This is a genomic window from Pseudomonas sp. A125 (genome assembly GCF_055409485.1).
Map to the genome: position 1 here is coordinate 151365 of NZ_JBUZVP010000010.1, position 13389 is coordinate 164753.

Annotated in this window: 11 protein-coding genes; 7 read left to right on the forward strand and 4 right to left on the reverse strand. The window is 51.2% G+C overall.

Features of this window, described 5'->3' with window-relative positions; all coding sequences use genetic code 11:
• The first annotated feature begins 28 nt into the window (after positions 1 to 28).
• Together ACZRN6_RS15835 and ACZRN6_RS15840 are read left to right on the forward strand one after the other, a co-directional pair.
• Complete coding sequence (locus ACZRN6_RS15835; protein WP_090470194.1) at positions 29 to 706, forward strand: heavy metal response regulator transcription factor; 678 nt, start codon at positions 29 to 31, stop codon at positions 704 to 706.
• Between the two features lie 285 nt (positions 707 to 991).
• A complete protein-coding gene (locus ACZRN6_RS15840; RefSeq protein WP_045061364.1) occupies positions 992 to 1324 on the forward strand; it encodes a DUF2790 domain-containing protein in 333 nt (110 codons plus the stop codon).
• Between the two features lie 41 nt (positions 1325 to 1365).
• Here the strand turns inward: ACZRN6_RS15840 and ACZRN6_RS15845 are convergent, their stop codons facing one another.
• The 4 genes from ACZRN6_RS15845 to ACZRN6_RS15860 all read right to left on the reverse strand — a co-directional run bounded on the left by ACZRN6_RS15845 (position 1366) and on the right by ACZRN6_RS15860 (position 6031).
• Entirely contained in the window at positions 1366 to 2778 is a 1413-nt protein-coding gene (locus ACZRN6_RS15845) for a heavy metal sensor histidine kinase (RefSeq protein ID WP_115146708.1), read from the reverse strand.
• A complete protein-coding gene (locus tag ACZRN6_RS15850; protein WP_045061362.1) occupies positions 2775 to 3449 on the reverse strand; it encodes a heavy metal response regulator transcription factor in 675 nt (224 codons plus the stop codon). Before ACZRN6_RS15850 ends, ACZRN6_RS15845 begins: the two co-directional genes overlap by 4 nt.
• 483 nt (positions 3450 to 3932) lie before the next feature.
• Positions 3933 to 5360 (reverse strand): heavy metal sensor histidine kinase, encoded by a 1428-nt coding sequence (locus ACZRN6_RS15855; protein WP_045061361.1) that lies wholly within the window; start codon positions 5358 to 5360, stop codon positions 3933 to 3935.
• Entirely contained in the window at positions 5357 to 6031 is a 675-nt protein-coding gene (locus ACZRN6_RS15860) for a heavy metal response regulator transcription factor (protein WP_045061360.1), read from the reverse strand. Before ACZRN6_RS15860 ends, ACZRN6_RS15855 begins: the two co-directional genes overlap by 4 nt.
• Before the next feature lie 365 nt (positions 6032 to 6396).
• On the opposite strand from ACZRN6_RS15860, the gene ACZRN6_RS15865 reads away from it, so the two are divergent.
• The 5 genes from ACZRN6_RS15865 (at position 6397) to ACZRN6_RS15885 (ending at position 13017) form a co-directional block, all read left to right on the forward strand.
• The gene (locus tag ACZRN6_RS15865) at positions 6397 to 7683 is read left to right on the forward strand and encodes a TolC family protein (RefSeq protein WP_152644308.1); all 1287 of its coding nucleotides are present in this window, start codon (positions 6397 to 6399) and stop codon (positions 7681 to 7683) included.
• Between the two features lie 88 nt (positions 7684 to 7771).
• On the forward strand, positions 7772 to 9001 hold the full coding sequence (locus ACZRN6_RS15870) for an efflux RND transporter periplasmic adaptor subunit (RefSeq protein WP_045061359.1): 1230 nt from the start codon (positions 7772 to 7774) through the stop codon (positions 8999 to 9001).
• 26 nt (positions 9002 to 9027) lie between these two features.
• Positions 9028 to 12201, forward strand: a complete 3174-nt coding sequence (locus ACZRN6_RS15875; RefSeq protein WP_045061358.1) for a CusA/CzcA family heavy metal efflux RND transporter — start codon at positions 9028 to 9030, stop codon at positions 12199 to 12201.
• A 143-nt stretch (positions 12202 to 12344) separates the two neighbouring features.
• Positions 12345 to 12542 carry a co-regulatory protein PtrA N-terminal domain-containing protein gene (locus tag ACZRN6_RS15880; RefSeq protein WP_017341679.1) on the forward strand — a complete coding sequence of 66 codons (198 nt, stop codon included), beginning with the start codon at positions 12345 to 12347 and terminating at the stop codon, positions 12540 to 12542.
• Positions 12543 to 12684: 142 nt separating this feature from the next.
• Positions 12685 to 13017 carry a DUF2790 domain-containing protein gene (locus ACZRN6_RS15885; protein ID WP_017341680.1) on the forward strand — a complete coding sequence of 111 codons (333 nt, stop codon included), beginning with the start codon at positions 12685 to 12687 and terminating at the stop codon, positions 13015 to 13017.
• Positions 13018 to 13389: the final 372 nt, after the last annotated feature.

The following is a 13389-nucleotide window of genomic DNA, read 5'->3' on the forward strand; positions in this document are numbered from 1 at the left end:
ATTATTTAGTGTCGAGACTTTATGAAAAATGCGTATTTTGATAATAGAAGACGAGCCGAAAACTGCCCATTATTTGCACCAGGGGCTGACCGAAAGCGGATTTATCGTTGATTGCGTCGCCAGCGGAATCGATGGCTTACGCTTGGTCTGCCAACAGGCTTATGATCTTGTAGTGCTTGACGCAAACCTACCGCAACGTGACGATTGGGGCCTACTTGTAAGTATTCGCAAGGTCACTATTTCGCCCATCATGATACTTACCGTTAAAGGTAGTCTGGAGGAAAAAATCAAGGGTTTCGACCTAGGCGCGGACGATTACATGGTCAAACCAATTGAGTTTCCAGAGCTGCTGGCCCGAGTACGCACTCTGATGCGTCGCGCTGTATTGTCGGCATTGCCCGACGTGCTGTGTGTCGGGGACCTGGAACTCGATCTTGGTAGACACCGGACCTTCCGAGGCGAGCAGCGGATTGAGCTGACCACCAAGGAGTTCGCCCTGCTATACCTCTTGATGCGCCAGACTGGTACGGCGCTGTCGCGCACGCAAATCATGTCCTCTGTCTGGGGGCGGAGTGCTGATTGCGACACCAATGTTGTTGAAGTGTCGATGAGAAGGCTTCGGGCCAAGATTGATGATCCTTTCAACAACAAGCTAATCCATACCTTGCGCGGTGTTGGATATGTTCTCGAAAAGCGTGATCAATGAGCCCTCTTAATCCCTCGAATTTTGAAGTTATGTGAAATAATCGGCAACAACTTTATAAACAGAACACACAAATGCCACTCTAAAATCACAGTTCTATTAGATTACGAAAATCGTCTTCGGGGTGGGGAAGCACTGTGCTTGGCTGATTATGTTACTTCACTGAGCTTGTGAGGATAACGGTTGGAAATTACAAATAAGTAATTCTCATTAGACAATTAATAAAGATTTACCTCGTTAACGTACTTAAGTTTAACAGCTTTGTAACTACTTCAAAGAGACTCTGCTATGAGTCTGTTAAAACTAAGTATTGTTGCACTGACGCAATCATTGCCTTCGATAGAATTCGCTGAAAGCCGTGGTGATCGCAACGTTGTCAACGCCATGGAAGCAAATCAGAAAGCAATGGCCGCCTACGCTGCGCAAAAAGGCAAGACCGCTCCGGAAATTCAGAAATATCACTATAGAATGAAGTTTGATATCGCAAAAGTGGTGAGTATGACCCCACCAATTCGCTCTTGCAACATTGTACCTTTTCGAATGACCTATGAGGACTCAGCTGGAAAGCTTCACACTATTGAATACCAAATTATTGGTGTGTGTCGTAACACGCACGAATGAACGAATGACGTGAATAAGGGCTGTTTTTTCAATGGTTGGTATCACCAGTTGGTGTGTCCATGGATGTTTGGAAAACCCAGCTTGAAGGTCGTGATCTTACCCGGGCGGCTATTAACTTCTGCGACTCCCTGATGCAAACTCATGATTGATTTCACAATGGCTAAACCAAGCCCGGTACTTCCTCCAGCGCGCGAATGATGAGTGTCAACTCGATAAAAGCGATCGAATAAGTGCGGTAGGTGTTGAGGTTCAATACCTGCGCCTCGGTTGGCTACATGTAGCGAGACTTCTGTGGCATGGACTTCGATGGTGATTGTGATGGCTTGGCCTACTGGGCAATGGCGGATTGCATTGGACATCAGGTTGGAAATTGCCCGCTGAATCATCAACCGATCACCAATGGTCGACCCCCTGCCAGTAACGCTCACGCTGATCTGTTTATCTTCCGCCGACAGTGAAAACAGATTGATGACCTTCAAGGCTTCATCCTCCAGAGCAATGGTCTCAAACGGGACCAGCGCAGCGGGATGACTGACCTGTGCCAGGAAAAGCATGTCCGAGACAATCCGGGCTACGCGCCCAAGCTCTTCGGTGGAGGACTCCAAAACCGCTTTGTACTCCTCGGCCGGCCTCTCCCGGGACAACGTCACCTGGGCTTTGCCCATCAGGTTGGAAATGGGTGCTCGTAGTTCGTGGGCCAAGTCATCGGAGAACTGCGACAACTGCTGAACATCGCTGTCTAGTCGGTGCAGCATGAAGTTGATGCCATGGGCCAGTTCGCTGAGCTCCTGCGGCATCTTGACCACCGAGAGTCGATGGCTGAGGTCCTGAGCAGAGATCATGGCGGCCACCTTGCGAAACTCCCGCAGCGGCGCGAGCCCCCGTTTTACCACTGCCCAGGCACTGAGGCCGATAAGTAGCAGCAGCAACGGCAAGGCCATGATCGTCGAGCTTAGATATGTGCTGAGCAGCGCTTCATCGTTGGCGCAATCAAGCGACAGCAATACGGCGACATTCGTACCGTTCGGCAAGCGGATCAGTCTGGATGCAGTCAGGAAGTGCCGGCCCTGATCATCGGTGCTTCGGGAGTACGACACCTTGTCGGTGGCAGCCCCTGCCGCCTTCAACTCCGCCCTGGGGTCCGTCAAGCCAAAGCCTGACTTCAAGAGCGGCGTCCTCATATTTATCAGGTCATAAATGGTAAGGTTGAGGTGGTCATGCCCCATCACCTGATCCAGCAAAACGTGCGGTTTAATGTTGATGTCGACAGGTTTTTCATACAGCGAAAGACTGTGCTCGATTTGCCGCATTTTCTCGCTCAAGTTGTCTTTTGACAGTTTATCTAACTCATGCGTTAGCGCGAGGAACGCAAGAACCGCCAGAAATAACACCAACAATGCGCCCATGATACTCACCGCCAAACCCAGCCGCATCGACAGGCTTGCCGACTTCATTCCCGGGCCTCCAGTACATAGCCAACGCCGCGCAGGGTATGGATTAGCTTCTTGTCAAAAGGATCATCAATCTTGGCCCTCAGGCGGCGGATTGAAACCTCGACCACATTGGTGTCGCAGTCGAAGTTCATGTCCCAGACCAATGAAATGATCTGAGTGCGGGAAAGCACCTCACCCGACTGGCGCATCAAAAGGTGCAGCAAAGCAAATTCCTTGGTCGTCAGGTCGATACGCTGCTCGCCCCGGAAGGCCCTATGGCGGCCCTGGTCGAGTTCCAGATCGGCGACTTTCAAGACCTCAGGGACGGAAACTTGTTCGCTGCGACGCATTAAAGTTCGTACCCGGGCCAACAGTTCCGGAAATTCGAATGGCTTGACCAGATAGTCATCGGCACCCAGGTCCAGGCCGCGGATCTTGTCCGCCAGGCGCCCGCGAGCGGTTAGCATCATGACCCGGGTGTTACTGCTTTGGCGCAGTCGCTCGAGCACACCCCAGCCATCAAGTTGTGGTAGATCGACGTCAAGTATTACCAAGTCGTAGGTTTGTTGACGCGCAAGGTGAAGTCCATCCGTACCATTCGCCGCGCGGTCTACTATATAGCCGCTTTCAGTCAAACCCTGATGCAGGTATTCGGCAGTTTTAAGCTCATCCTCAACTACAAGCATTCGCATGGTAGTGCCGCCCTATGTAATATGAATTGAATAATAAAATTTCGAAGTTTATTTAAGTGCCCGACTAAGAAATGATGTAGAACTATTCGATCATAAAAATCTCAAAACCGCGCATTGCTCAAGTGATCAGTATCAAGCCTGAAGCTGCTACAGGGTCAACAGGAGGAGGACATTTTACGATAAAAGTATTTGCGACTATATGTCGCAGGCATGTTAATGCGCGACTCCCGTACATTTATTTCAGCCAGAAGCCAAGCTCCGCTCGGCTGATATCTATGGGGAATCGTTTCGAAGTGTTACGGCGCAGATAGTCAATTTAATGCTGCACGCATTTTTTGGGGAGACTGGCAGGATGTACCAAGGGGAGTTGATCTCGCTTTGCGATTTTTAAGTACCCCGCGCTATCTATGCTCTATGCATTTTCGGATTCGCGTTTTTGGACTATTGTTTATCGTGATTTTAGTTACGGCTTTACTAAAATCACTACTTTTGTTTTTGGGCTTTTAAGTTGCTTTGTGCATTATATTTTGGAAATGTAAGTTGAAAAACTGTCAGATGGCCCGGCATACTTTGGACCTCTGCCATTCCCTGGTGCAGGCTCATGATGGATCGGACAATGGCCAACCCTAATCCAGTACCACCTTCAGCTCGTGAGCGACTGTTATCCACACGATAGAAGCGATCGAAAATGTGAAACAAGTGCTGGTGCTCAATTCCTACCCCAGGATTGCTTATTGATAGGGAGACTTTTTCAGATTGCGTTTCAATCGCTATAGCAATGGACTGCCCTGCTGGGCAGTGACGAATGGCATTTGATAAAAGATTGGAAATAGCCCGTTGAATCATGAGCCGATCACCTAAAACTTTACCCCATCCGCTGACAGTTATACCAACGCTCTTTTCCTCAGCCGATAGCGAAAAAAGGTCGATGACTTTTAGGGCTTCATCCTCTAGTAAAATGCTTTCAAACGGCACGAGTGCGGCCGGATGACTAACTTGGGCCAAGAAAAGCATGTCTGAAACAATTCTGGTGACTCGTCCTAGTTCCTCGGTGCATGACTCTAAAACAGCCTTGTACTCTTTTGCCGGGCGTTCTCGAGAAAGTGTTACCTGAGCTTTCCCCATAAGGTTCGTAATCGGTGACCGCAGCTCATGCGCCAAGTCATCAGAGAATTGCGATAGTTGTTGAACTCCGCCGTCAAGACGGTGCAGCATGAAGTTTATACCGTGAGCAAGCTCACTGAGTTCTTGGGGCATCTTGACAACTGAGAGTCGATGACTTAAATCCTGGGCCGACACCATTGCTGCAACTTTCCGGAATTCCCGAAGGGGGGATAAGCCACGTTGCACAATAGCCCAGGCGCTGATACCAATCAGAATCAGCAACAGTGGAACCGCTACAATGGTCGAACTCAGGTAGGCGCTCAATAGCGTTTCATCATTCGAGCGATCAATAGACAGTAGGACCGATACGAACTCACCATCCTTTAATTTCATGAGCTTAGAGGCGGTGAGGATGTGGATTCCGGACTCTTCGGCTGGGGAATAGTACGACAGCTTATTACTGGCGGCTGTTCCGGCTTGATTCGTAGATACTTCAGGTATATCTGCTCCAAAACTCAGCAGAGGTTCACTCATGTTGTCATCATCAAAGATGGTCAGGTTAAGATTGTCGTGTCCCAGCACTTGATCTAATAGCACGTGTGGTTTTAAACTCATGTCGCGGGTACTAATATCCATCAGTAGACTGTGCTCAATCTGACTCATCTTCTTCTCTAAGCTATTTTTTGCGCGCGAATCAAGTTCGTGAGTAAGCGCTAAAAAAGCTAGTATCGCTAAAAGCACTACTAGTACCGCTCCCATAATGCTAACTGTCAACCCCAGCCGCATCGATAGGCTGACCGGTTTCATTTCCTCGCCTCCAATACATAGCCTACGCCACGAAGGGTATGTATTAATTTTGTTTCAAATGGATCATCTATTTTTGCTCTCAATCTTCGTATCGAAACTTCGACAACGTTTGTGTCGCAGTCAAAGTTCATATCCCACACTAAAGAGATAATTTGAGTGCGAGATAACACCTCTCCTGATTGACGCATCAACAGATGAAGCAGCGCGAACTCCTTTGTCGTCAGATCTATGCGTTGCTTTCCGCGGAATGCGCGATGTCTGCCTTGATCAAGTTCAAGGTCAGCGACTTTTAATACCTCCGGAACTGGAATATGTTCGCTGCGACGCATTAAAGTGCGTACTCTTGCAAGCAACTCAGGGAATTCAAATGGCTTGACCAGGTAATCATCGGCTCCCAAATCCAATCCTTTGATTTTGTCTGCCAGACGCCCTCTTGCAGTCAGCATCATTACCCGAGTGCTACTAGTCTGCCGAATATTTTCAAGAACGTCCCAACCGTCAATTTCAGGTAGATTTACGTCTAGTATTACCAGATCATAAGCTTGCTGACGTGCTAGATGGAGTCCATCAGCCCCGGTCGATGCGCAGTCTACAATATAGCCACTTTCAGTCAGGCCTTGATGTAAGTACTCAGCAGTCTTCAGCTCGTCCTCTATCACAAGGATTCGCATAGGATTTCACCCTCTGGTAAATGTATCGGAATGATTTGATGCTCGTTAAACATGGTTTAAGGGCATTATTAATCTGTATAAACGTTTCGATTCTGGCTACATCTTTAATTTTATTCGCAATATGGTCTTTTTAAAGCTTTGCAAGGTTCGTCATGTTTCCTTTACCTCCCAAAGTATTAGGTTCGGCGCCCCTTTTTTGTTTCGGGTTGTTTCTTGGCGCGAGCACTTATTGACTTCATCCTAATGCATTAATTGAGGTTTTTCCGCTGGATAACGTATTTGTAATTTTTCAGTCACCTTGTTGATAGGTGCGGAGAATTACATTTGCCTCATGGGAAATTCTTTTTGTTTTAAAGGTTTAAGGAATGATGGAATTACTTCGGTGTAGAAAGTTTATTGCTCACCCAATCACGCATAAGACCATGCTAAGAGCAGGTCTCATTTCGATCCTTGCGCTTTTTACTAGTCCTTTGTTTGCGGCGACCGCTCAAATGCTCACAATGGATCAGGCGCTTGAAACTGCTTTTGCCAATAACCCTGATCTGGCGGCCGCTCAATGGGAGACTGGTATTGCTCAGGGAGAGCGACAGCAGGCAGGGTTGATCCCTAACCCTGAGGTTTCCTGGGAGGCTGAAGATACTCGGCGAAACTCGCGCACTACGACGGTAATGATCAACCAGCCGATCGAGCTTGGCGGTAAGCGCGGGGCTAGGATCGAGGTGGCCAGTCGAGCTCAAGACGCGGCCGGGATTGAATTGGAACGCAAACGCAATGTTCTGCGTGCCGATGTCATTCAGGCGTTTTACAGCTCCTCGACGGCTCAGCAAAGGCTGCTGTTATCACGTCAATCACTTGAGCTCGCCGAGCGCGGTTTGCGTGTAGCTCAAGGTCGCATCAAGAGTGGTAAATCCTCACCCGTTGAAGGTACTCGCGCAGAGGTTCAGCTATCAGAAGTGCGTCTGGAGCTGAGGCGGGCTGAGCGGGATGAGGCCAGTGCCTACCAGCGACTCGCTCAGGTCATGGGCGCGCCTTTGCCTGCATTCGTGTCTGTGGGTGATCCAGGCCGGTCGATGCCAACCGTACCGGATTCGTCACTGCTGCTTAATCGCATAGGTGAAACCGCGGAGCTACGATTGGCAAAACTGCAAATAGATCAGCGGGAAGCCTCCCTTGGCCTGGAGAAGGCTCAGCGAATTCCCGACCTCACCGTGAGTATCGGGAGCCAATACGACGAGCGCGAGCGCGAGCGGGTGAATGTTGTGGGGCTGTCTATGCCCATCCCATTGTTTAACCGTAACCAGGGCAACGTACTAGCCGCTGCCCGCCGTACCGATCAAGCCCGCGACCTTCGTAACGCCAGTGAGTTACGCCTGCGCACAGAAATCCAGACCACCCTGGATCAGTGGATGACGGCTAACACTGAAGTCGCGTCGTTCAATCAAACCATCCTGCCTGCCGCGCAAAGTGCCGTCGACACCGCTACCCGAGGTTTCGAAATGGGCAAGTTTAACTTCCTCGACGTACTCGATGCTCAGCGCACCTTGATTAGCGCCCGCACGCAATACATCCAGGCTATCGCCGAGGCGACAGACGCCTGGGTGCGCATCGAGCGAATTTTCGGAGATGTCGCCCTTCTCACTCGTACTCCGTGAATTTCATATAACGCTTTTTTTACCGCTGCTCAGCATCGCAATACCACGGTAATCCGTGACTGCCGACTGGGCTGCGCAGGGAGTTTCCATGGATAAAAAACTAATTCTCGTCACTGCACTGACCTTGACGGTGGGTATAGGCATCGGCTCGTTGTGGATGGGCAGCCCATCGGTGCCCTCAGCCGAAGCTCAGGCTCAGGCTCAGGAGGGCAAAGGCCATGACGATCACGGCGATGAAACTACTGGCAAGAAATCGGCCGAGGGCGAACACGCCGAAGGCGAAGCGGAAGAAGGTCACTTGACTCTGAGCGAAGAGCAGATCAGCTCAGCCGGCATCCAGTTGGTCGAAGCCAAGGCGCAGAGTATTAGCCTTTCATTGCCCTTTCCTGGAGAAATCCGTTTTGATGAAGACCGCACTGCGCATGTGGTGCCCCGCGTACCCGGTGTCGTCGAGTCGGTCCATGTCAATCTTGGTCAACCGGTGAAAAAAGGCCAGTTGCTGGCCGTGATCGCCAGCCAACAAATTTCTGATCAGCGTAGTGAACAAGCCGCGGCGCAACGTCGTCTTGAGTTGGCCCGTACTACCTACGAGCGAGAGCGACAGTTATGGCAGGACAAAATCTCTGCCGAACAGGATTTCCTGCAAGCCCGCCAGGCTTTGCAAGAAGCCGAAATCGCCCTCAGCAATGCTCGACAAAAAATCAGCGTACTCAGTGGCAGCTCGGTCACCAGCGGGGGTAACCGATATGAATTGCGTGCGCCGTTTGACGGGGTTGTCGTTGAGAAACACTTGGGCCTCGGTGAGGTTGTCAGCGAAACCACTAATGCCTTCACCCTCTCCGACTTGTCGCGTGTGTGGGTGACCTTTGGTGTCTCGCCAAAGGATTTAAACAAGGTACTGGTGGGCAAGTCGGTCACGGTCAGTGCGCCGGAACTGAATGCCGAAGTCACTGGAACCGTGGCCTATGTCGGCAGTTTGTTGGGCGAGCAAACTCGTACAGCCACGGTCCGCGTGACCTTGGCCAATCCACAAGGTGCATGGCGTCCCGGGCTATTCGTGACCGTGCAGGTTGACACTGATACTCGGCAAACAAAGGTCGCAGTACCAGAAGCGGCTATCCAGACGGTCGAGGACAAGCAAACTGTTTTCGTTCGAACGGACGACGGGTTTAAAGCTCAGCCAGTGGAGACAGGTGGCCGTTCGGCGGGTCTGGTCGAGATCACGGAGGGCCTGGAGCCCGGTGTTCAAGTCGCCGCTGCCGGCAGTTTCATTCTGAAATCAGAACTGGGTAAAGCCTCGGCTGAACACGCCCACTGATCCGCCACTTCCACGAGAAGGTTCTCATGTTCGAACGCCTGATCCAATTTGCCATCGAGCAGCGCATCATCGTGCTGCTCGCGGTTCTCCTCATGGCCGGCCTCGGTATAGCCAGCTACCAGAAGCTGCCGATCGACGCCGTTCCCGATATCACCAACGTCCAGGTGCAAATCAACACAGGGGCAGCAGGTTTTTCACCACTGGAAACCGAGCAGCGCATCACGTTCCCCATCGAAACTGCAATGGCTGGTTTGCCGGCTCTAGAACAAACTCGCTCGCTGTCACGCTCGGGTTTGTCGCAAGTCACAGTGATCTTCAAGGAAGGCACTGACCTGTTCTTCGCCCGACAATTGGTCAACGAACGGTTGCAGGTGGCCAAGGAGCAACTGCCCGAGGGTGTGGAAGCCGTCATGGGGCCGATCTCAACCGGTCTGGGTGAAATTTTCCTGTGGACGGTCGAGGCTGAAGAAGGTGCTGTCAAGGAGGACGGCAACCCCTATACGCCGACCGACCTGAGGGTGATCCAAGACTGGATCATAAAACCTCAGCTGCGCAATGTTCCCGGGGTCGCCGAAATCAATACCATTGGCGGGTTCGCCAAGGAGTACCAGATTGCGCCTGATCCAAAACGCTTGGCGGCTTACAAGCTTACGCTGACTGACCTTGTTACAGCGCTGGAGCGCAACAACGCTAACGTCGGTGCCGGTTACATCGAACACAGTGGCGAACAGTTACTGATTCGCGCACCCGGCCAAGTAGCGACCACCGACGATATCGCCAATATCGTCATGGCCAACGTCGACGGTACGCCCATCCGCGTCAAGAACGTCGCAACCGTGGACATCGGCCGTGAATTGCGCACGGGGGCCGCGACCGAAAACGGTCGTGAAGTGGTGCTCGGCACAGTGTTCATGCTGATCGGTGAGAACAGCCGCACCGTGGCCCAGGCCGTTGCCAGCAAGCTTGAGCAAATCAACCGCTCACTGCCAAAAGGGGTGGTGGCAGTCACCGTCTATGACCGTACCAATTTGGTGGACAAGGCGATTGCCACCGTTAAGAAGAACTTGATTGAAGGTGCGATTCTGGTAATCGCGATTCTGTTCCTGTTCCTTGGCAACATTCGCGCCGCTCTGATCACTGCCATGGTGATCCCGCTCGCGATGCTATTCACATTCACTGGCATGTTCACCAACAAGGTCAGCGCCAACCTGATGAGCCTCGGAGCGTTGGACTTTGGCATCATCGTTGATGGCGCGGTGGTCATTGTCGAAAACGCCATCCGTCGTCTGGCCCATGCACAGCAACACCACGGACGCATCCTCACCCGCTCCGAACGCTTTCACGAAGTGTTCGCGGCGGCCAAGGAAGCACGCCGACCGCTGATTTTCGGCCAGTTGATCATCATGGTCGTGTACCTACCGATTTTTGCCCTCACCGGCGTCGAAGGAAAAATGTTTCACCCGATGGCGTTTACTGTGGTGATTGCCTTGCTCGGCGCGATGCTGTTGTCGGTGACCTTTGTCCCGGCGGCGATTGCGATGTTCGTCACCGGTAAGGTCAAGGAAGAAGAGAACATCATCATGCGTGGCGCCCGTCGGGTGTATGCGCCAGCGCTAGAATGGGTCATGGGCCATCGATCAATGGCATTCGCCATAGCACTAGCCGTTATCGCGGTGTGCGGTGTGGTCGCCAGTCGAATGGGCAGCGAGTTTGTGCCGAGCCTCAGTGAAGGGGATTTCGCGTTACAAGCACTGCGTGTACCAGGTACCAGCCTGACGCAATCGGTAGAAATGCAGCAACGTCTGGAAAGACTTGTGTTAGCAAAGGTACCGGAGGTCAAGCGGATGTTTGCTCGTACTGGTACAGCAGAAATTGCCTCAGACCCAATGCCACCAAACATCTCTGACAGCTACGTGATGCTCAAGCCGAAGAATCAATGGCCTGATCCGAATAAATCCAGAGAGGCGTTGGTAGCTGATATCCAAAAAGCTACAGCCGGAATGCCCGGAAGCAACTATGAGCTTTCTCAGCCTATTCAATTGCGTTTTAACGAGCTGATTTCAGGCGTGCGCAGTGATGTGGCGGTCAAGGTCTTCGGTGATGACATGGCGGTGCTTAACAGCACCGCTGCAAAAATTGCCGCGTCCATGCAGAAGATCAATGGTGCCTCCGAGGTCAAAGTCGAGCAAACGTCGGGACTGCCGGTACTGACCATCAACATCGACCGTGACAAAGCCGCCCGTTACGGACTGAACGTTGGCGACGTACAAGACACCATTGCGGTGGCGGTCGGTGGTCGTCAAGCCGGTACGATGTATGAGGGAGACCGCCGATTCGACATGGTGGTGCGTTTATCCGACGCCATGCGTAAGGATCTCGAGGGATTGTCCACACTGCTAATCCCGGTACCGGCGCTGCTTAACACCAATGCCGATCAGATCGGGTTTATTGCTCTTTCAGAGGTGGCTAGCCTCGATCTAGTGTTGGGACCTAACCAGGTCAGTCGTGAAAACGGCAAACGTCTGGTGATCGTCAGCGCCAACGTGCGTGGGCGTGATATCGGCTCATTTGTACAGGAGGCCAGTAGCGCCATTGATAAAGAAGTGCAGATCCCGGCCGGTTACTGGACCAACTGGGGAGGACAGTTCGAGCAGCTCCAATCCGCTGCCAAGCGACTACAGATTGTAGTCCCGGTGGCCCTGCTCTTGGTGTTCGCACTCTTGTTCATGATGTTCAACAACCTCAAGGATGGCCTATTGGTGTTCACCGGTATTCCATTCGCATTGACGGGGGGAGTCATGGCTTTATGGCTCCGAGACATCCCGCTGTCGATCTCGGCAGGTGTTGGTTTCATCGCGTTGTCGGGCGTGGCGGTGCTGAATGGTCTGGTGATGATTGCGTTCATCCGCAATCTTCGGGAGGAAGGACATTCGTTGAGTTCCGCAATCAATGAAGGGGCTCTTACCCGTTTGCGCCCAGTGTTGATGACAGCTCTGGTGGCCTCTCTTGGCTTTATTCCGATGGCACTGGCCACCGGAACGGGGGCAGAGGTCCAGAGACCCCTGGCTACCGTGGTGATCGGGGGCATCCTATCCTCAACTGCGTTGACCCTGCTGATATTGCCTGCGCTTTATCAATGGGCGCACCGCCGAGACGAGGAAGAAGCCGAAGACGAAGACGATAAAATAGAAGCCGTATAATTCTTTAGTTTTAAAAGCCCACTATCGAGATTCGATAGTGGGCTTTTTTATGTGAGCTACATAACGAATCTGTAATCTTGGCGCCACCGTGTTGATAGGTTCGAATTGATACCCTACTAGCGTTAACTATATGAGGTGTCAGTATGAAAATTGCTCAAATCTGCGCTCTTGCGGGTGCTTTAATCCTTTCTTCAGTTGCTTTAGCCGAAGGTGGGGGGGACAGAACCTTCGAAAAAATGATGGCGGCGCGAGATGTGGCAATGGAGGCATATGTTGCTAGAGAAGGGAAGAGCGTTCCCGTGGTTTCAAGTGATGCTAAAGATGAGACAGGTAAAATGTAGTAGTACTGCGTATAAAAAACCGCTTCCGGTTTCCGGCGGCGGTTTTTTTTACGGCTTTATTACACATTCGTAACCTAGCCGCCACGCCATCGCAATGTTCGAATTGATATCCTTGTAACAGTTAATATATGAGGTACTAAATATGAAGTTCATGAGTATTATTACTTTCGCTGGAGCTCTGACGTTATCCTCTCTCGTACTGGCGGAAGGGGGAGGAGACAAAGCCTTTGAAAAGATGATGGTGGCGAATGCTAAAGCCATGGAGCAGTATGCAATTAGCCAGGGGAAAAGCGCCCCTGTGTCGAAAGAATACGAGTACGGGATGAAGGTGGATGTTGTGAAGGTTATCAGTGTGGTGCGGCCTGCAAAAGTCTGCGCAGTGGTGCCCGCCGCAATGACCTATGAAGATTCAAAAGGACAGCTAAATACAATTAGGTACACTGTGGCTGGAGAGTGTCGTAAACGAGGCGGCTAGCAGCTATGCTGCTGTCAGAGGGATTTATAACGCTCGATTAACCTCAATACTTAGAGGTATCGGGCGTTTTTTATATGCTCGTGTTTTAACGGTCATAAAAAAGACGCCCCGAGGGACGTCTTAAAAATTCACCTTTTTCCAAAGGAGCTTCTAAAGGTGAGCTTGGAGCTTTTAACTGAACAGCGATGAGTTTCAGATTTTCACATACTAGCTACTTGTCTATAGGACTCCAACCAGATGCGCTAGCTAGATTCCTATTAACTCCCACTCACTATAAGCAATTCAAGTTAACATGAAGATGATTGAAAAATTACATTTTTGAAATCTTTCTAGCGAAAACGGGATATTCGTGAAGAACGAATTATCCCGTTC